The 19,833-nt window shown below is 65.0% G+C and carries 15 protein-coding genes; 7 read left to right on the top strand and 8 right to left on the bottom strand.

From position 1 onward, the window contains the following. Positions 1-59: 59 nt before the first annotated feature. The 3 genes from ABV408_RS00255 to rfaD are packed head-to-tail and all read right to left on the bottom strand — an operon-like array spanning position 60 to position 3,233. Positions 60-1,208 carry a glycosyltransferase gene (locus tag ABV408_RS00255; protein WP_353980552.1) on the bottom strand — a complete coding sequence of 383 codons (1,149 nt, stop codon included), beginning with the start codon at positions 1,206-1,208 and terminating at the stop codon, positions 60-62. A gap of 44 nt (positions 1,209-1,252) precedes the next feature. Further along, the gene (gene waaF / locus ABV408_RS00250; protein WP_353980551.1) at positions 1,253-2,269 is read right to left on the bottom strand and encodes a lipopolysaccharide heptosyltransferase II; all 1,017 of its coding nucleotides are present in this window, start codon (positions 2,267-2,269) and stop codon (positions 1,253-1,255) included. Next, positions 2,262-3,233, bottom strand: coding sequence for an ADP-glyceromanno-heptose 6-epimerase (gene rfaD / locus ABV408_RS00245; protein ID WP_353980550.1), 972 nt, complete (start codon positions 3,231-3,233; stop codon positions 2,262-2,264). The genes waaF and rfaD overlap by 8 nt, the downstream gene beginning before the upstream one ends. Positions 3,234-3,379: 146 nt before the next feature. On the opposite strand from rfaD, the gene glyQ reads away from it, so the two are divergent. The 4 genes from glyQ to ABV408_RS00225 all read left to right on the top strand — a co-directional run bounded on the left by glyQ (position 3,380) and on the right by ABV408_RS00225 (position 9,500). After that, positions 3,380-4,342 (top strand): glycine--tRNA ligase subunit alpha, encoded by a 963-nt coding sequence (gene glyQ, locus ABV408_RS00240; RefSeq protein WP_353980549.1) that lies wholly within the window; start codon positions 3,380-3,382, stop codon positions 4,340-4,342. Between the two features lie 2 nt (positions 4,343-4,344). Further along, positions 4,345-6,411 (top strand): glycine--tRNA ligase subunit beta, encoded by a 2,067-nt coding sequence (glyS, locus tag ABV408_RS00235; RefSeq protein ID WP_353980548.1) that lies wholly within the window; start codon positions 4,345-4,347, stop codon positions 6,409-6,411. 254 nt (positions 6,412-6,665) lie between these two features. After that, a complete protein-coding gene (gene gmhB, locus ABV408_RS00230; protein ID WP_353980547.1) occupies positions 6,666-7,214 on the top strand; it encodes a D-glycero-beta-D-manno-heptose 1,7-bisphosphate 7-phosphatase in 549 nt (182 codons plus the stop codon). 225 nt (positions 7,215-7,439) lie between these two features. Then, the gene (locus ABV408_RS00225) at positions 7,440-9,500 is read left to right on the top strand and encodes an AsmA family protein (protein WP_353980546.1); all 2,061 of its coding nucleotides are present in this window, start codon (positions 7,440-7,442) and stop codon (positions 9,498-9,500) included. Between the two features lie 653 nt (positions 9,501-10,153). Here the strand turns inward: ABV408_RS00225 and ABV408_RS00220 are convergent. After that, entirely contained in the window at positions 10,154-10,603 is a 450-nt protein-coding gene (locus ABV408_RS00220; RefSeq protein ID WP_353980545.1) for a hypothetical protein, read from the bottom strand. A 209-nt stretch (positions 10,604-10,812) separates the two neighbouring features. Here ABV408_RS00220 and ABV408_RS00215 point away from each other — a divergent pair, with 209 nt between their 5' ends. Next, complete coding sequence (locus ABV408_RS00215) at positions 10,813-11,121, top strand: hypothetical protein (protein ID WP_353980544.1); 309 nt, start codon at positions 10,813-10,815, stop codon at positions 11,119-11,121. Here the strand turns inward: ABV408_RS00215 and ABV408_RS00210 are convergent. Then, complete coding sequence (locus ABV408_RS00210) at positions 11,112-12,113, bottom strand: threo-3-hydroxy-L-aspartate ammonia-lyase (protein ID WP_353980543.1); 1,002 nt, start codon at positions 12,111-12,113, stop codon at positions 11,112-11,114. The genes ABV408_RS00215 and ABV408_RS00210 overlap by 10 nt on opposite strands. A 118-nt stretch (positions 12,114-12,231) precedes the next feature. On the opposite strand from ABV408_RS00210, the gene ABV408_RS00205 reads away from it, so the two are divergent. Further along, entirely contained in the window at positions 12,232-12,693 is a 462-nt protein-coding gene (locus ABV408_RS00205; protein WP_353980542.1) for a GNAT family N-acetyltransferase, read from the top strand. Between the two features lie 99 nt (positions 12,694-12,792). Here the strand turns inward: ABV408_RS00205 and gabT are convergent, their stop codons facing one another. After that, positions 12,793-14,070: a 4-aminobutyrate--2-oxoglutarate transaminase gene (gene gabT, locus ABV408_RS00200; protein WP_285951193.1), complete on the bottom strand. Its 1,278-nt coding sequence runs from the start codon at positions 14,068-14,070 to the stop codon at positions 12,793-12,795. An 88-nt stretch (positions 14,071-14,158) separates the two neighbouring features. Next, positions 14,159-15,580 carry an APC family permease gene (locus ABV408_RS00195; protein ID WP_353980541.1) on the bottom strand — a complete coding sequence of 474 codons (1,422 nt, stop codon included), beginning with the start codon at positions 15,578-15,580 and terminating at the stop codon, positions 14,159-14,161. Positions 15,581-15,788: 208 nt separating this feature from the next. Between ABV408_RS00195 and ABV408_RS00190 the strand changes: the two genes are divergently transcribed. Next, complete coding sequence (locus tag ABV408_RS00190) at positions 15,789-17,222, top strand: PLP-dependent aminotransferase family protein (RefSeq protein ID WP_353980540.1); 1,434 nt, start codon at positions 15,789-15,791, stop codon at positions 17,220-17,222. A gap of 196 nt (positions 17,223-17,418) precedes the next feature. Here the strand turns inward: ABV408_RS00190 and gyrB are convergent, their stop codons facing one another. Then, positions 17,419-19,833 (bottom strand): DNA topoisomerase (ATP-hydrolyzing) subunit B, encoded by a 2,415-nt coding sequence (gyrB, locus tag ABV408_RS00185; RefSeq protein WP_353980539.1) that lies wholly within the window; start codon positions 19,831-19,833, stop codon positions 17,419-17,421.

The following is a 19,833-nucleotide window of genomic DNA, read 5'->3' as shown; positions in this document are numbered from 1 at the left end:
CGGACAAGCGTCGTCCAGGCACTATCGCGGATTATGTTGAGCGCCATTCGCGCGCAGTATCAGGAGGTGGTGGACAGGGCCAGAAACTGCTGCATGATGCGGGTATCACGAAAGCGCTCGACCAGCTCCGGGTCGCTCGCGAGGTCCGGCGGCTCGTTCAAGCCTTCGCGAATCTTCTGCGCCAGGCTAGCGATACTGTCATCGGCTATTAGACGTGCCTGATCGTGCACGAGCACGTTGCGCACGCCACCGGGGCAGCCGATCGCCGCACAGGGTGTGCCACAGATCAGGCTCTCCGCCAGCACGATACCGAAGGCTTCGCTGTGCGAACTCAGGGCGAACAACCGAGCGTGCTTCATCCACGGATAGGGGTTGGTCTGGCTGCCCACGAAGTGAACGCGCCGGCGCAGCCCCAACTCGTCGACGAGCGCCTCGAGCTCTGGCCGCTTGGGGCCGTCACCGACGATGACCAGATCCTCTTCGATCTGCGCTTCACGATAGGCTCGGATCAGCCAATCCTGCCGCTTGACCCGGGAGAGCCTAGATACGTGTACGATGAAGGGTCGCGATGGCAGCTCGATCGGCGCCTCGGCCTGACGCCGTATGCCCTCGATATCGCACAGGTTGGGGATGGTCACGCTGTGCGCTGGCGTGATGCCATGGCGCTGCCACAGGACCTCGAGCTGCCGGGCCACGAAGTCGCTGACGCTGATCACCCGCTTGCCTTGATAGAGGCACGCCAGATAGCGCCCTCTCAGCCAGCCACGGTGCTCCCCCGGCCACGACTCGGTGACCTGCCATAGCCGCGGGTCGCGCCACGACCAAGCGGTCTCGAAGGCCCCCTGGCCCCGAATCACGATCAGGTCCAGGCGGCCACATTCACGCTCCAGACGTCGCACGAAACGCGCCAGATAGCGCCCGCCATACCAGCCACGCCAGAGGAAACCCGACCCCGGCAGCATCGGCTTGAGCAGTGCCCGGGTGAGCAGGTCGTAGAGCAGACCGATCCCGGTTCTGCGGAAGTCCTTGTCGAAGTCGACCCGGTGCACCACGACACCGGGTGCCGGCTCCAGCTCATGGCCGCCCTTGAGCACGAGCACATGCACCTCGTGCCCCTCGCGCACCAGCACACTGGCTAGATCCAGGGTGGCGCGCTCGATGCCGCCGATCTTGAGCTTGCGTAACACCAGCAGCACGCGCTGAGACATGGATCATCACTCCTGGAAGCCGTCGTCGGTGGCGACTCGGGGGGTCATTTCATTGCCCGAAGCACCAGTGACGGCGTCAGCTGGCGCAGGCAGTCGTGGTGGCCCAGCGGGCAGGTGCGCTGAAAGCAGGGCGAACAGGAGAGCGCCAGATAGTGGATCTGGGCATCATCGCTCAGCGGCGGCGTATAGGCCGGCGAAGAAGAGCCGTAGAGCGCCTGGATACGCGTGCCGACCGCGGCGGCGACATGCATCAGCCCGGAGTCGTTGGTGACCACCTGCTCGCAGGCCGCTAGCAGGTCCACCGCATCGGCGAGACGGGTCTTGCCGCACAGGTTACGAGCGTGTTCGAGCCCGTCGACGATCGTCTCTCCGGCCTCGACGTCCTTGGGCCCACCGAGTATCCACACCGTATAGCCCTGGCTGATCAGCGTCTGGGCCAGCTCACGGAAATAGGCCAGCGGCCACTGCTTGGCCGGCCCGTACTCGGCTCCCGGCATCATGCCGATGGCCGGGCGCGCGCCGAGGGCCAGCGTCTCGCGCAGGCTCGCCTGGCGTTCGGCATCGACACGCAGTCGCGGATGCGGCAGGGGAAAGTCGCCGCGCGCCGCCGTCTGCGCATCGAGGCCGAGTGCTACGAAGCGCTTGACGGTCTGATCGAGCACGCTCTTGTCGAGCCGGCGACGATCGTTGAGCAGCCCATAGCGCTGCTCACCGGTGAAGCCGGTGCGCTTGGGGATACGTGCGAGAAACGGGACCAGCGCCGACTTCAGCGAGCGCGGCAGCACGATGGCGTGGTCGAAGCGGCCCTTGAGGCGGCGCGCGAGTTCGCGCCGGGTGCCCCAGCCGAATTCACCATGCTTCACATCGAGGGCAATGGCCTCGTCGACCTCCGGCATGCGCTCGAGAATCGGCAGCGACCACCCCGGCGCCACCACCCCCAGCATGGCGCCGGGATGGCGCTGCTTGAGGGTGATGAACAGGCTCTGCGCCATGACCATGTCGCCGACCCAGGAGGGGCCGACAACCAAAATCCGCGGCGTGCGGCTCGCCGTCTCAGCCATTCAGCCATTCCAGATAGGCGGAGACACCCTCGCGCACGGTCTTGAAATCGCCGCGATAACCCGCCTCGCGCAGGCGCCCGATGTCGGCCCGGGTGTAGCTCTGATAGCGCCCCTTGAGCTCATCGGGGAAGTCGATGTACTCGATCTCGCCCTGTGCCCCGCCATGGTGCGCATGGAAGTCGATCACCGTCTCGGCGATCGCCTTGAACGGCTCGGCGCGCCCGGTGCCCAGATTGAAGATGCCGGAGACCTCCGGATTGTCGAGGAACCACAGATTGACGTCGACCACATCTCCCACATAGACGAAGTCGCGGCTCTGCATGCCGGCCTCGAAGCCGTCCCAGGCGCCGAAGAGCTTCGGATTCTCGCCGCGCTGGACCTGGTTGTGATGGTGAAAGGCGACACTCGCCATCTTGCCCTTGTGCTGCTCGCGCGGGCCGTAGACGTTGAAGTAGCGAAAGCCCACCACCTGGGTCTCGAAGCTGTCCCAGCGCGCACGCACGTACTGGTCGAACAGCAACTTGGAGTAGCCGTAGACGTTGAGCGGCTTCTCGTGCTCGGGCGCCTCGACGAACACCTCGCTGCCGCCGTAGGTCGCCGCCGAGGAGGCATACAGAAACGGGATGCGCTTGGCCTGACAGTAGCGCAGCAGCGTCTTGGAGTACTCGAAGTTGTTCTCGAGCATGAAGCGCCCGTCCCACTCGGTGGTATCCGAGCAGGCGCCCTCATGAAAGATCGCCTCGATCGGCGGCAGGCCGCCGATCTCGCCGCGCAGTTCGGCCTGAACCCGAGCCAGGAAGTCATCCTTGTCGAGATAGTCGCCCAGCGTGCAGTCGGCCAGGTTGACGAACTTGGTGCCGTCGCTGAGGTCATCGACCACCATCACGTCCTGGCGGCCGCGCGCGTTGAGTGCCTTGACCAGATTGGCCCCGATGAAGCCGGCCCCGCCGGTGACTACGATCATGTCGCTATCCTCCTGTCTCGACTCGGCCATGCCGACAGCAGTCCGAGGACGTCGCCCGCGGCCGATTGCTGCCAGTGCCTATAACCGATTGAGCGCTAATTGTATACTTGGCGGCTTACGAATTCATGGGCAACGGTACGCAGTCAATGACAGAGTCGACGGCAGATGCGAAAACCTTTCAGGGGCTGATCCTCGCCCTGCAGCAATACTGGGCGGAACAGGGCTGCGTCGTGCTGCAGCCGCTCGATATGGAAGTGGGCGCCGGCACCTTCCACCCGGCCACCTTTCTGCGCTCGATCGGTCCGGAGAGCTGGAACGCCGCCTACGTCCAGCCCTCGCGCCGCCCCACCGACGGGCGCTATGGCGAGAACCCCAACCGCCTGCAGCACTACTATCAGTTCCAGGTGGTGATGAAGCCCTCACCGGAAGACTTCCAGGCGCTCTATCTCGGCTCGCTCGCGCGTCTGGGCATCGACCCCAAGGTCCATGACATCCGCTTCGTCGAGGACAACTGGGAGTCGCCGACACTGGGGGCCTGGGGCCTGGGCTGGGAGATCTGGCTCAACGGCATGGAGGTGACCCAGTTCACCTACTTCCAGCAGGCCGGCGGCCTGGAGTGTTACCCGGTCACCGGCGAGCTGACCTACGGTCTCGAGCGCATCGCCATGTACCTGCAGGACGTCGACAGCGTCTACGATCTGGTGTGGACGATCGCCCCGGACGGCACCCGCGTCACCTACGGTGACGTCTATCTGCAGAACGAGCGCGAGCAGTCGGCCTACAACTTCGAGCACGCCGACGTGCCCTACCTGTTCGAGGCCTTCGATCACTGCGAGGGCGAGTGCAACAAGCTGCTCGCGGCCAATTTACCGCTGCCCGCCTACGAGCAGGTCCTCAAGGCCTCGCACACCTTCAACCTGCTGGACGCCCGCCACGCCATCTCGGTGACCGAGCGTCAGCGCTATATCCTGCGCGTGCGCACGCTGGCGCGCGACGTGGCCCACGCCTACTACGCCTCGCGCGAGGCGGCCGGCTTCCCGCTGGCACCGGAAACGCTGCGGCGCGAGTTGCTGGCGCAGACATCGCAAACCACTCAGGGAGACGCATGAGCATGGCAGCCAACACCCTACTGATCGAACTGGGCGTCGAGGAGCTGCCACCCGGAGCCCTGCGCGATCTCGCACAGGCCCTGCGTGACGGCGTGACCAAAGGGCTCGCCGAGGCCGAAGTCCCCATGGCCAGCGCCACCGCCCTGGCCTCTCCACGCCGCCTCGCCGTGCGCGTCGAAGCGCTCGCCGACAAGCAACCCGATCGTGAGGTCGAGAAGCGCGGCCCGGCCCTCGCCGCCGCCTTCAAGGATGGCCAGCCGACCAAGGCGGCCGAGGGCTTTGCCCGCTCCTGCGGTGTGAGCGTCGACGACCTGATCCACCTGGAGACCGACAAGGGCACCTGGCTCGGCTACCGCGAGCAGCAGCAGGGAGAGTCCATCGACGCCCTGCTCCCAGCCATCGTCGCCAACGCGGTCAACGCCCTGCCGGTGCCCAAGAACATGCGCTGGGGCGCCTCGCGCATCGAATTCTCGCGCCCGGTGCACTGGCTGGTGCTGCTCTACGGCGATCGCGTCATCGATGCCGAGGTGCTGGGTCTGCACGCCGGACGCACCACCCGCGGCCACCGCTTTCATGCCCCCGAGGCGTTCGAACTGGCCCACGCCGACGACTACCAGGCGGCGCTGGAGAACGCCTATGTGCTGGTCGACATGGACCGCCGGCGCGCGCGCATCCGCGAGCAGGTGCTGGCGGAGGCCGAGGTCCACGACGGGCAGGCGGTCATCGATGACGCCCTGCTCGAAGAGGTCAACGGCCTGGTAGAGTGGCCGGTAGCGCTGACCGGCAGCTTCGACGAACGCTTCCTCGAGGTCCCCGCGGAGTGCCTGATCTCCTCGATGAAGGCCAATCAGAAGTACTTCCACCTGCTCGATGACAACGGCAAGCTCATGCCGCAGTTCATCACCGTGGCCAATATCGAGAGCGAAGATCCGCAGCAGGTGATCTACGGCAACGAGAAGGTGATTCGCCCGCGCCTGGCCGATGCCGTCTTCTTCTTCGAGACCGATCGCAAGCAGACGCTGGCCTCGCGTCAGGCCTCACTGGGCAACGTGGTGTTCCAGCGCGAGCTCGGCAGCCTGGCCGACAAGGCGGCACGCAGCGAGGTGGTGGCGCGCTTCATCGCCGAGAAGATCGGTGGCGACAGCAGCGCCGCGGCGCGCGCGGCACAGTTGGCCAAGTGCGACCTGGTGACCGAGATGGTGCTCGAGTTCCCCGAGCTTCAGGGCATCATGGGCACCTACTACGCGCGTCACGACGGCGAACCCGATGCGGTCGCCGACGCCCTGCACGAGCAGTATCTGCCGCGCTTCGCCGGCGATGAGATCCCGCGTACGCCGACCGGCATGGCGATCGCCCTGGCCGATCGTCTGGACACCCTCACCGGCATTTTCGGTATCGGCCAGCGCCCCACGGGGGCGAAAGATCCCTTCGCCCTGCGCCGCGCCACCATCGGGGTGCTCAACATCCTGATCAAGGGTGAACTGGATCTGGATCTGCGTGAGCTGCTCGAACTCGCCGCCTCCCAGCACCGCGACCTGCCCAAGGCGGACGGCCTGGTAGATGACGTCCTCACCTACATGCTCGATCGCTTCCGCGCCTGGACTCAGGACGAGGGTCTGCCCGTGGACGTCTACCTTGCCGTACGCGCACGCCCGGTGACGCGCCCGCTCGACTTCGCCCGTCGCCTGCGCGCGGTGCATCGCTTCGAGCAGCGCGAGGAAGCCGCCGCCCTGGCGGCCGCCAATAAGCGCGTGGCCAACATCCTGGCCAAGCAGCAGTACGACACCGGCGCCGAAGTCGACGCTTCGTTGTTGATCGAAGAGGCGGAGATCGCCCTGGCGCGAGCCGTCACCGACTGCCGCGACCAGGTGGAGCCGCTGTTCCGCCAGGCCGACTACGCCCAGGCGCTGGATATTCTGGCCACGCTGCGCGCGCCGGTGGATCGCTTCTTCGACGAGGTCATGGTGGCTGTCGATGACGACGCCGTGCGCACCAACCGGCTGGCACTCCTGGCCAGCCTGCAAGGGCTGTTCCTCGCCGTGGCGGACATCTCCGAGCTGCAGCAGTAACGTTTCACGTGAAACATTGCCCGCCCGAGACATCCGGGCGGGCCTATTCTCTCCCGATATTGCCTCGGCTTTACTGCTAGCCTCCATCCTCCGCACGGCCCTTCCGCTCCTCTCGCCTTCTCATCGCCTCACTGCCCAAGTACAGCACACCGCACAAGCCAGATTGTTCCACGTGAAACATCGCAGGACCGAGTTGGCGCCAACGGCGCGGCAGCGCGATAATGCATCGACATGCTCCCCCAACCAGGCCTTCTATGCAGAAACTGGTCATCCTCGACCGTGATGGCGTCATCAACGAAGATTCCGACGCCTATATCAAGTCACTCGACGAGTGGCACCCCTACCCTAGCGCTATGGAAGCTATCGCTACGCTTACGCAGGCAGGCTGGCAAGTGGCCATCGCCACCAACCAGTCGGGTATCGGCCGCGGCTACTACGATCGCAACACTCTAGATGCCATTCACTCACGGCTGCGCGCGCTGGTGCATCAGGCCGGTGGCGAGATCGTGTATATCGCTTACTGCCCCCATCTGCCGCAGGATGAGTGCGACTGCCGCAAACCCAAGCCAGGTCTGCTGCTTCAGATCCAGCAGGCGCTGGGGCTACCGACGCTGACAGGTAGCTGGATGGTGGGCGATAGCCTGCGTGATATCGAGGCAGGCATCGCAGCCGGCGCGCAGACCGCACTGGTCAGCACAGGCAAGGGCGAACGCTACGCCCGCGACGTCGCCCGCGAGCATCCGGAGACCTGGCACTGCGACGATCTCGCAGATTTCGTTGAACGCCTGTTGGCAGCGACCTGAGCCGAGTTCGCTATCCCCTTCTCGGGGTAGTCGACCGCCACCTCCAATGGCTGCGCCGGTAGCCGCCAATGCTCTCCGCTGAACCCTGAGTGAGCCCTGAGACCGGCATGTTTCACGTGAAACATATCGATCTGGCCTGGTGTGTCATGGCAACGTTACGTCACAAACGGCGCGTGGAGACTCGGCTATTCTTGGTGCAATACGCCCAAGGGATGGGACAGGGTCATGACATCGGGGAAGAAGATAGGCCTTTCATTACTGGCCTTCGTGCTGGTAGCGATTATCGCACTGGTCATCGTGGTGCTGACATTCGACTGGAATCGTCTCAAACCCACGCTCAATCAGCGGGTCTCTGCGGCCATTCACCGGCCTTTCGCCATCGAGGGCGATCTCGATCTCTCCTGGGAGAGACCCAAGGATATCGACGGCTGGCGCAGCTGGGTGCCCTGGCCGCATCTGCACGCCGAGCGGATTCGCGTCGGTAGCCCCGACGCCATCACCGATGCCGATCTCGTCAGACTGCGTGCGCTGGACCTGACGCTGGCGCCACTGTCGCTGCTCGAGCGCCGCGTGGCGATCCCGCGTATAGCGCTCAGCGGCGGTGAAGCCACCCTGGTCAAGCGTCAGGATGGCAACAACAACTGGACCTTCAATCTCGGCGATACATCCGATGATCCCGATACGACCGACACCCAGCCTGGCTGGACCGTGGATATTGGCGATATCACCTTCGACCCCATCACCGTCCACTATCGTGACCAGCCGCTGGATGCCGACGTCGACGCCACCCTGAGTCTGCTGGGCCAGCCCATCGCCTTCAACGAGCTGAGCGGAGAAGCGCCTTTGACGGGCAGCGGCACTGATCGAAAAGTCGCCGACTACGCCTTCGGCTGGCAGGCCAGCGGCACCTATAAGGGCCAGCAAATCCGTGGCGAAGGCAAACTGGGCAGTCTGACAGCGCTGCGCCAAGCGGGTGCACCCTATCCGTTGCAGGCCGATGTCACTGCAGGCCAGACACGCGTGAGCGTCGCCGGCACGCTGACCGATCCGCTGGCGCCCAAAAGGATCGATCTCGATCTCACCTTCGCTGGCCAAAATCTGGGTGACCTCTACCGGGTGATCGGCGTCACGCTGCCGGATACGCCGCCGTACTCGACGCGAGGCCATCTGAGCGCCGACCTTGCGACGCGAGATGCGCTGACCTTTCGCTACCGGAAATTCGACGGTCAGGTTGGCGACAGCGACATCCATGGCGATCTGACCTATACCCTGGGTGAACCCCGCCCATCCCTCACCGGCGAGGTCGTCTCGCGCCAGCTGCGTTTCGCCGATCTGGCGCCATTGATCGGTGCCGATAGCAGTGGTGATGATGGCGAAACCCAGCAGGAAGCGCCGCAGCAGCCAACGGACAAAGTGCTACCGGTGGCGGAGTTCCAGACCGAGCAGTGGCGCGCCATGGATGCCGACGTCAAGTTCACTGCCCAGCGTATCGAGCATGGCGACTCGTTGCCGCTGGAAGACCTGTATACCCACGTCCGGCTCAACAATGGTGAGGTCCTGCTCGACCCACTGCGCTTCGGCGTCGCCGGCGGCAACCTCAACACCACGCTGCGTCTGGATGGCAGTCAGACACCGCTTCAGGCGAGAGTCGACCTGCACATTAGGCGCCTGTTGCTCAGTCGCCTGTTCCCCGAGGTCGAGTTGATGCAGAACAGCCGTGGCGAGCTCAATGGAGACGCCTCGCTCAGTGGACACGGCAACTCGATTGCCGCTCTCCTGGGTAGCAGCAACGGTGATCTCGGCATGATCGTCAGCGATGGTCTCATCAGCCGCAATCTGATGGAGCTGGCCGGGCTCAACGTGGGCAACTACCTGGTGGGCAAGCTGTTCGGGGACGAGCAGGTACGTATCAACTGCGCCGCCACCAGCCTGAAAGTCGACGATGGCCTGGCACGTCCGCGCTTCTTCGTCATCGACACCGAGAACGCGCTGATCAAGATCGACGGCAGTATCAACTTCGCCAACGAAAGGCTCGATCTCAACATCGTCCCGGAGAGCAAGGGCGCTCGGGTATTCACCCTACGCTCGCCGCTCTATGTCCACGGCACTTTCGCCAACCCCTCGCCGGGGGTGGATGCCAGCTCGCTGCTGGCACGCGGCGCTGTGGGCGCCTTCCTCGGCACCGTCGCCGCGCCTGCCGCTGCGCTGCTGGCCCTGGTCTCGCCGAGCGCCGGAGAGACCACACCGTGCAATGACTTTCTGAGCCAGATTCAGACCCGGCCGTGATACCCGATTGTTTCACGTGGAACATTGCCGGCGTTTCATAGCAGTGGTTGCTGCCCCCTCGTGGGGGCGGCAGCCGAGAGGTGATCGCTCTTTCTGGCTCGGGTGCCCGGCTCCAAGATGCCTGCGCTTTGCGACTCTGATGGCTTTCGTGTTCCTATGGCTGCCCCCGTCCCGTTCCTTCCCCCGCCCTCGACGATCGATCAACCCTAGGCACCGTCTGAAAAGTACTGCGCTCGCCCATGCAGCGTTAAAAATCGGCTCACTGAACAACGTTCAGAACGTCCGAAGGACGGCCCGGAGGGCGAGCGGAGAGAGTAAAATGCTCATTTACACCCCGTAAACTCCGCGTTTTCTCCGATTTTTGCCTTGCCTGGCCTTCGCTCGTCGACTTTTCAGACAGCACCTAGATCGGCGCAGCGAATCCGGTGAGGGCGGATCAGGCATGTGGATCAACGGTCACAGGAATTGTTCCACGTGAAACATCGCGAAGACGACCTCACTATCCATCACTCATGGATGAGTTCGACGAGTATCGGTGGTTTGGGAAAGCGCACACAGAGAGGGGACCACGCGCCGGCGACCGACGCACAAAAGAGGCCCGCCATGGTCTTGGAACGACCAGCGGCGGGCCGGGAGGCAACTCGAGTGGAAGGTCAGTCGCGGGGCTCGGTATTACCGCCGTAAGCATCGTGGTGAGCCGCACTGTCGGTGTCAGCGCTATCACGATAGTGGCGGCCCAGGGATGCGAGGGCGTCGATCAGCTTGTCGATCTCGCTGCTGAAGCGCTGCTGCTGCTGGGCGTAGAAGTGACGAGTATAGGAAGACCCCTTGTGCTTCTTGACCAGCGAATCGAACTGCTCGCCCAACTGCTGGGTATGGAAGCGCATACGCTCGGTCAGAAACTCGGCATGCCCTTGGTGGCAGGCCACATCCATCAGTGCCCTTACCTGCACGGTGAGCAGGTAGAGCTGCATGACATTGCGCTCCTGCACCTCCTTCTGCGTGGAGACGCTGTCATCGAGCAGATTGATAGCGCTCATCTCACAGCAGTCCGTTGCCTCCGACATCGGACGCTGTTCGCGGCATTCCTGCGTCTGCATCATGATGACCTCCTCGGCTGCGGTGCATGCGGTACCTTCAGTCTATGCAGCGCCGGAGCTTTACTCCCTCAGCCATTAGTCGAAAGGGGCGCAAGGGCCACTCGCCGCTGGGCCGGCTCCTGGCAGCCGACTTGATCCACGTTGTGTCGGACCGGTCTCCACTCGGTGATAGTGAGACATCCCCGGACAGACCAGCGAGGAGAGCAAAGGCCATGAGAGACATGACGACCTTCCTGGACAGTCTCGATCGGCCGTCTCCCCCCGCCGATCTAGGTCGCGAGCTACGCGCCCTGTGGTGGGCTGGAAAGTCAGAGTGGTCGAAGGCACACGACCAGGTGGATACCGCTTCCGGCCCCCATGCCGCCTGGGTGCACGCCTATCTTCACCGCTGGGAAGGCGATATCGGCAACGCCGGCTACTGGTATCGGCAGGCGGGGCTCCCCGTGCCGGACCAAAGTCTCGATGAAGAGTGGCAGGAGATCACTCAGTCGCTGCTACGGGCGCTCTCGCCTCAGTCTTGATACGCTCGGGTGGTTTCATCGACCGCGGTCGTCGAGATCAGCTCGGCGAAGTGGTTCAGATCGACGTTGCCTCCGGAGAGCACGATCCCGACACGCTGGCCCTCGAGCCGCGCACGGCCGGTGAAAGCCGCCGCTGCCGCCAGACATCCGGTCGGCTCGACCAACTGCTTCATGCGCCCGACCAGAAAGCCCATCGTCTCGACCAGCTCAGCGTCGCTGACGGTGACGATCTCATCGACACACTGTTGCAGCACCGGGAACGTCAGCCTGCCCAGCGCCTGGGTCTGGGCGCCATCGGCGATCGTGCGTGGCGTATCGATCGCGACGATCTCGCCACTGGCCAGACTTCTCTGGGCGTCGTTGCCGGCTTCCGGCTCGACCCCGACGATCCGGCAGCGCGGATAACGCGCCCTGGCGACCGTGGCACAGCCTGACAGCAGCCCGCCGCCGCCCAGCGGCACGAGCAGCGTATCCAGCTCGCCCACATCATCGAACAGCTCCTTGGCAACGGTGCCCTGTCCTGCCATGACGTGGGGATGATCGAACGGCGGGATCAGGGTCAAGCCTTCAGCCTCGGCCAGCTCCCGGCCCAACGTCTCGCGGTCCTGAGTATAGCGATCGTAGAGCACCACCTCGGCACCATAGCCCCGCGTGGCCGCGATCTTGATCGCAGGCGCATCCTCGGGCATCACGATGACGGCACGAATGCCATGCAGTCTGGCCGAGAGCGCAATCGCCTGAGCATGATTGCCCGAAGAAAAGGCGATCACCCCCGCGACCCTCTGGTCACGATCGAACTGGCTGATGGCATTGTAGCCACCCCGAAACTTGAAGGCGCCGACCCGCTGAAGATGCTCCGCCTTGAAATGCAGCACGGCGCCACTGCGCGCATCGGCCGTTGCCGAACGCAGCACGGGCGTGTGGTGAGCGATGCCCGCCAACCGCCGGTGTGCCGCCACTACATCGTCGTAATCGATCGCCAAGCGGCTCATGCACTCTCTCCTGTCACCTATCAATCACCTGACAGCGCCGTCACTGACACCCGCTGGCGGGCTGCGTAATATGTCAGCCCTAGTGTCACGCTCGACGACCACCCAAGGAAAGTGACAGATGACGACATACGACTGGCGCTGGTACCGCGGCGAGCAGCTCGATACCCACACGCTCTACGCCCTGCTGGCGCTACGCACGGCCGTGTTCGTGGTCGAGCAGCAGTGTGCCTACCAGGAGCAGGATGGTCACGATCTGAGTGCCACGACCGACCATCTCGCGGTGTGGGCGGAGGGTACCTTGGCCGCGTCACTACGCCTGCTGGCGCCGGTATCGCCACGCGAGCCGGTGACCATCGGGCGCGTGGTGATCGCGCCCGATCATCGCGGCTCGGGCCTGGGTCATCGGCTGATGGCGGCGGCGCTCGCACATCTCGCCGAACGCTGGCCGGGTCGCGACGCCTACCTCTCCGCTCAGGCCCACCTGCAGAACTACTACGCAGGCCACGGTTTCGTCGCGGTGACAGAGACTTACCTGGAGGACGATATCCCGCATATCGGCATGCACCGGCGCGGCGGCTGAGAGGATCGGAGCGCAGATGGCACCTGCGCAGCTCCTGGTCGCCAGACACAAAAAAACCGGCACCCTCGCGAGTGCCGGTCGCATGCGTCAAGACGCCGTTCAGGCGCCGAATTCGCTCAGCATGGCCTCGATCAGGTCCAGCCCCTCCTCCAGCACCGCGTCACTGATGGTGACCGGCATCAGGAAGCGGATGGTGTTGCCGTAGAGGCCGCAGGAGAGCAGGATCAGCCCGCGCTCGCGCGCGGTCTTGCACAGCTTGGCCGCCAGCTCGGTGTTGGGCTGCGCGCTCTTCTTGTCGCTGACCAGGTCGAACGCCGCCATGGCGCCCAGGTTGCGCGCGTTGGCGACCGAGGCGTAGTCCTGCTGCCACTTGTCGAAGCGTGCCCGCAGCTTCTCGCCCAGCGCCTGGCTCTTCTCCAGGATGCGCTCCTCCTCGAACACCTCGAGCACCGCAAGCACTGCGGCACACGACACCGGGCTGCCGGTATAGGTGCCGCCCAGCGAGTTGCCGCCGGAAGCATCCATGACCTTGTCGGTACCTACCACCGCGGAGATCGGCATGCCGTCGGCCATGCTCTTGGCCATGGTCATGATGTCCGGCTCGACCCCAGAGTGCTCGATCGCGAACAGCTTGCCGGTACGCCCGAAACCCGACTGCACCTCGTCGACGATCATCAGGATCCCGTGCTCGTCGCAGATCTCGCGGATCGCCTCGAGGAAGCGCTTGGGCGCGGCGTGGAAACCGCCCTCGCCGAGCACCGGCTCGATCACGATCGCTGCGGTATCGCGCGGGTTGGCGTCGGTCTTGAGCACCATCTTGAGGTGGCGCAGGGCCTCCTCTTCACTGACCCCGATCGACTCGACCGGATAGGGCGCACGATAGACCTGCCCCGGCATCGGGCCGAAGTCGTTGCGGTAGGGGGCGACCTTGCCGTTCATTGCCATGGTCATGAAGGTACGCCCGTGATAGCCGCCGGAGAAGCAGATCACACTGGAGCGCCCGGTGGCGGCCCGCGCCACCTTGACCGCATTTTCCAGCGCCTCGGCGCCGGAGTTGGCCAGCATCACCTTGGCGTGGCCGCGCACCGGCGTGACCTCGCTCAGCTTCTGCGCCACGCGCACGTAGCCCTCGTAGGGCATGACCGTCTGACAGGTGTGCATGACGCGGTCGAGCTGCGCCTTGACCGCCTCGACCACCTTGGGGTGCCGGTGACCGATGTTGAGCACGCCGATACCGCCGGCGAAGTCGATGAAGCGCTTGCCGTCCTCGTCCCACAGCTCGGCGTTCTCCGCCCGCGCGGCGAATTCGACCGCCGGGCTGGCCGCACCGCTGGCTACGTAGCGCTGCTTGAGTTCATTGAGTTCTGCGTTGGTCATGCAACTCTCCTCCTGAGGCGGCGCGCGTGATGGCGCCGATGAGCCGTCCCGGACGTCCGCACGGGTGTCGACGGGACGAGGGTGACTGTCACGATTTCGTGTAAGAGGCACGGATGAGACGATCGCCTACCTCTCGACCGTAGCGCTGTCGCGCCCACACGTACAGCAGCAATCCGGCGATCATCCAGCCGCCGAACACTACCCACTCCACCGGCACCAGCGCCGACGGACTGCCCGGCAGGTAGAGGAACACCATGCCCAGCGACAGCAGGACCGCGAGCACGCCGACCAGACCGCCGGCCTTGACCCGGTAGGGGCGCGCCATCTCCGGCTCGCGCCGGCGCAGGATCAGAAACGACAGCGACACGAACAGATAGGCGATGACGATCCCCAGGCCGCCGGCATCGACCAGCCACACCAGCGCCGGGCGGCCGAAGAACGGCGCCAGGGTGGAGAGCACGCCGATCAGGATGATGGCATTGGTGGGCGTCTTGTAGCGCGGGTGCAGCTTGCCGAGAAACGCCGGCAGCATGCCCGAGTGGGCGAGCGCGTAGATCGCCCGCGAGCCGCCGATGTAGAAGGCATTCCAGCTGGTGATGATCCCGGCGATCCCGGCCAGCACCATCAGATTGCCGGCCCAGGCGCCATCGAACACCGCCTGCATGGCATCGGGCACGCTCAGGGTACTGCCACCCAGGGCGTCGTTGTCGAGCATCAGGCTGGTACCCAGCACGATCAGGGTGTACCAGGCCACCGCCATGAGTACCGACAGCACCAGCACCTTGCCGATATCGCGGAACGGCAAATCGATCTCCTCCGCCGCCTGGGGGATGACGTCGAAACCGACGAACAGGAAGGGCACCAGTACCAGCACCGCGACGATACCACCGAAGGCGCCATGTTCGCCGCTGGCGAACAGCGGCTGCATATTGCCGGTGTCACCGGTGAACAGCGAACCGGTGACGAACATCACCCCGGCGATCAGGATCAGGCCGGTGACCACCTTCTGCAGCAGCGCCGCCGTCGAGATCCCCAGATAGTTGATCACCATCATCACCAGCGAGCCGATCACTCCGACCGCCACCCAGCTGGCCTTGACCTCCCAGCCGGCGACGGTCCACAGATCGCCCACGGCATAGCCGGGGAACAGATGCTCGACCACCGTGGGCAGCGCCACCGCCTCGAACGAGGCGACGCTGACATAGCCGAGCACGATGCTCCAGGTACAGACGAAGGACGCGAAATGCCCCAGCGCGCGATAGCTGTAGACGTGCTCGCCGCCGACCTGCGGCATCGCCGCCGCCAGCTCGGCATAGGTCAGGCCGACCAGCAGCACCGCGATGCCGCCGATGATGAAGGCAATGATCGCCCCCAGGCTGCCGCCATCGATAATGGCGCCGCCGGTGAGCACGATCCAGCCCCAGCCGATCATCGCGCCGAAGGCGAGCGCCAGCACATCGGCCCGCGCCAGCACGCGCACGAACTCGGTGGGTTGAGAAGCGTTGGACATAGCAAGATCTCTTGACGTTGTTGTTGATGAAGCGTGTCGATGACGCGTGGTTGCCGAAGCATCGTCGACGAGTCGCTATTGGGGCGACCCTGGCGCCACGCTATCACCGCCGCCGGTAGCGATGAGTAGACCACTCCTGCTACTCAGATAGACCACTTGGACGGCAAGCGCCATAATCCCATCGTCACTGCCCGCCCCGGAGGCACCCATGGAAGATCGCCGCCGGGCCCTGGCCCGGATCGAGAGCGGCTATCACGCCCAGCCCGTCCATCTGACCAAGCACCAGCGTCTGGAGCAGACCCTGCTGTGGCTGATCGAACGCCACTGGCAGAAAGGTCAGCGCCTGCCCGGTCACCGTGATCTGTGCGCATCGCTGGGCGTGGCCCGCAATACCCTGGCCGGGGTGATCGAACGGCTGGTCCAGCAAGGCTATCTGATCACCGACCACGGCCGCGGTACCTGGGTCCACAAGCCCGCGCCGCCAGAGACCAGCGCGCCCACCACCGGGCCGATCTCCCGGCGCGCTCACCGACTCCTGAGCGATGTCGGTGCCAGCCCGGTACAGAGCGGCGCCTTCGTCCCCGGGGTGCCGGATATCGTGCACTTCCCGCTGGCTCGCTGGCGCCAGCTCTACTCGCGCGTCACCGTACCGCACAACACCCTGCTGCTCGCCTATGCCTCGGGCGGCTACGGCCCGCTCAAGCGCGCGATCGCCGGCTTTCTCGCCCGCTGGCGCGGCATCCACTGCGAGCTCGATCAGATCGTGATCACCGAAGGCGCCCACCACGGCCTGCAGCTGTGCGCCCTGGCGCTCGCCGACGAGGGTGACCGGGCGGTGATGGACTCCCCCTTCTACTGGGGCGCGCGCAACGTCTTCCAGGCCTGCGGTCTGAGTGTCGATCACGCCATCTGGACCCCCCGCCACGGCTACCGTCAGCCGCTGCCGGCCCTCTCGCCGCGACTGGTCTACTTCACCGGCTCGCACCACTACCCGCTGGGCGTGCAGTCAGTGATCGCTCACAAACAAACGCTGATCCAGCATCTCGCACCCGAGTGGATTCTCGAGGATGACTACGAGTTCGGAGACGGCGACCGCCAGCTCCTGGCGTTCGACCCGCGCAGCGGCAACCGCATCCTGATCGGCTCCTTCTCCAAGCTGATGTTCCCCGGACTACGGCTGGGCTACCTGGTGGTGCCCAGCGCCCTCAGCCATACCCTCAACCGGGTACGTACCGGGGTCTTTCGCGAGGGCCGGCTGCTGGACCAGGCGGTGCTCGCCGCTTTCATCGACGCCGGCGATCTGGACCGCTGGTGCCACCGAATCGCCGCCGACTACCTGGGCCGCCAGCGCGAGCTCCACGCCCTGCTGGCGGAAACGCCTGGGGTGATCGCCGTCTCCCCGCCGGCGCCCAACATCAGCTTGAGCGTCGAGCTCTCCCCTACCCTCGACGACGAACGCCTGTCGCACTACCTGCTCAACCGCCACCATCTGGTGGCGCGGCCGCTAAGCCGGGTGTGCGCACCCGGCGACACGCGCCGCGGTCTGGTGCTCGGGGTGGGCATGGCCGAAGGGGAAGCGCTGACACGCCAGGGTCGGCGGCTGGCGGCGGCGATCCGCAGCTTCGTCGAACAGCAAACGTAAGCAAGCCCCGCCAGTCTCGACAGCGACCTCGCGAGGCCCTGCCGCCGGATAAGCCCAAGTCGTCTAACGGTTGTGAAAGGCGCTCTCAAAGCGTTGTTTCTAAAAACTGGGTTTCTAAAAACCATCCCTGAACGCAAAACGGCCCGCCCCCAATAGGGGCGGGCCGTCGGCTGGCCTGGCAGCGTCGCGGACGCGCTCAGATATCCAGATTGGCCACCAGCGCGAAGCGCTCGATGAAGTCGCGGCGCGGCTCCACTTCATCACCCATCAGGGTGTTGAACATCTGGTCGGCGGCCACCGCGTCCTCGATCGAGACCCGCAGCATGCGCCGCGACTGCGGGTCCATGGTGGTCTCCCACAGTTGGTCCGGGTTCATCTCGCCCAGCCCCTTGTAGCGCTGGATCGAGAGCCCGCGCTGGGCCTCCAGCATCAGCCACTCCAGCGCATCGTAGAAGGTCTCGATCGGCTTCTGGCGCTCGCCACGGGCGATGTAGGCGCCCTCCTCGACCAGCCCGTCGAGGGTCTCGCCGAGACCCGCCAGCGCGCGGTAATCGGCGCTACGGAAGAAATCGATGCCCCACAGGTAGTCGGTGGTGACACCGTGGGCGGTGAGCGACACGCTCGGCAGCCACAGACCGCGCTCGGTATCCTCCTGCAGCTGGAAGGTGTAGCGCGGGCCGCCCTCGTGGGCGATCAGCGAATCCATCTCCACCTGCAGCGCCTCGATCCACTGCTGCAGGGTGCCGCGATCGCTCAGGTTGGCCTCCTCCAGCTTGGCGGCGTGGACCATCTTGCGCAGCACCGCATTGGGATAGACCCGCGACAACCGGTCGATGCGCTTCATCACGTCACGATACTGGCTCACCAGCGCCTCGAGCTGTTCGCCGGCGATCCCCGGTGCGTCGGCGTTGACACACAGGCGGGCGCCGTCCAGCGCGGTGGTGGTGAGATAGTCGGTCATCGCCTGCTCGTCCTTCAGGTACATCTCCTGCTTGCCGCGCTTGATCTTGTACAGCGGCGGTTGGGCGATGAACACGTGACCGCGCTCGATCAGCTCCGGCATCTGGCGGAAGAAGAAGGTCAGCAGCAGGGTACGGATGTGCGAACCGTCGACGTCGGCATCGGTCATGATGATGATCGAGTGGTAGCGCAGCTTGTCCGGATTGAACTCCTCACGCCCGATGCCGCAGCCCAGCGCGGTGATCAGGGTGCCCACCTCGGCCGAGGAGAGCATCTTGTCGAAGCGCGCCTTCTCGACGTTGAGGATCTTGCCCTTGAGCGGCAGGATCGCCTGGGTGCGGCGGTCACGGCCCTGCTTGGCGCTGCCGCCGGCGGAGTCACCCTCGACCAGGTAGAGCTCGGAGAGGCTGGGGTCCTTCTCCTGACAGTCGGCCAGCTTGCCCGGCAGCCCGGCGATATCCAGCGCGCCCTTGCGCCGGGTCATGTCGCGTGCCTTGCGTGCCGCCTCGCGGGCACGCGCAGCGTCGATCATCTTGTTGACGATCGCCTTGGCATCCGCGGGATGCTCGATCAGATAGTCGGAGAAGTGCCGGCTCAGCTCCTGCTCGACCGCGGTCTTGACCTCCGAGGAGACCAGCTTGTCCTTGGTCTGCGAGGAGAACTTGGGATCCGGCACCTTGACCGAGATAATCGCGGTGAGACCTTCGCGGGCGTCATCGCCGGAGGTCGCCACCTTGGCCTTCTTCTGGATGTCCTCGGCCTCGATATAGCTGTTGAGGCTGCGCGTCAGCGCCGCGCGGAAGCCGGCCATGTGGGTGCCGCCATCGCGCTGCGGGATGTTGTTGGTGTAGCAGAAGACGTTCTCGGTGAAGGTGTCGTTCCACTGCATCGCCACCTCGACACCGATACCGTCCTCGCGCTGCATCTCGAAGTGGAAGACCGGGTTGAGCGCGGTGCGGTTGGTGTTGAGATGGTCGACGAAGGCGCGCAGACCGCCCTCGTAGTGGAACAGCTCCTCGCGGCCGTCACGTTCGTCGACCAGGCGGATCGCCACCCCGGAGTTGAGGAACGACAGCTCGCGCAGGCGCTTGGCGAGAATGTCGTAATGGAACTCGATGTTGGCGAAGGTATCGCTGGACGGCTTGAAGTTGATCTGGGTACCCGACTTTTCGGTCTCACCGACCACCGCCAGCGGCGCCTGCGGCACGCCGTGGTGATAGACCTGCTCGTGGACCTTGTGGTTACGCCAGATGGTCAGCTTGAGCTGCTCGGAGAGCGCGTTGACCACCGACACCCCGACCCCGTGCAGGCCGCCGGAGACCTTGTAGGAGTTGTCGTCGAACTTACCCCCGGCGTGGAGCACGGTCATGATGACCTCGGCGGCGGAGACCCCTTCGGCGTGGATGTCGGTGGGGATGCCGCGGCCGTCGTCGGAGACGGTGATCGACTCGTCGGGGTGAATGACGATGCGGATCTCGCTGCAATGGCCGGCCAGCGCTTCGTCGATCGAGTTGTCGACGATCTCGAACACCATGTGGTGCAGGCCGGTACCGTCATCGGTGTCGCCGATGTACATGCCCGGGCGCTTGCGCACCGCGTCCAGTCCCTTGAGGACCTTGATGCTCGATGAATCGTAGGCCTGTTCGCTCAT

Source organism: Salinicola endophyticus (assembly GCF_040536835.1).
Classification (GTDB): Bacteria; Pseudomonadota; Gammaproteobacteria; order Pseudomonadales; family Halomonadaceae; genus Salinicola; species Salinicola endophyticus_A.
This window is presented reverse-complemented; position numbering and strand designations above follow the sequence as displayed.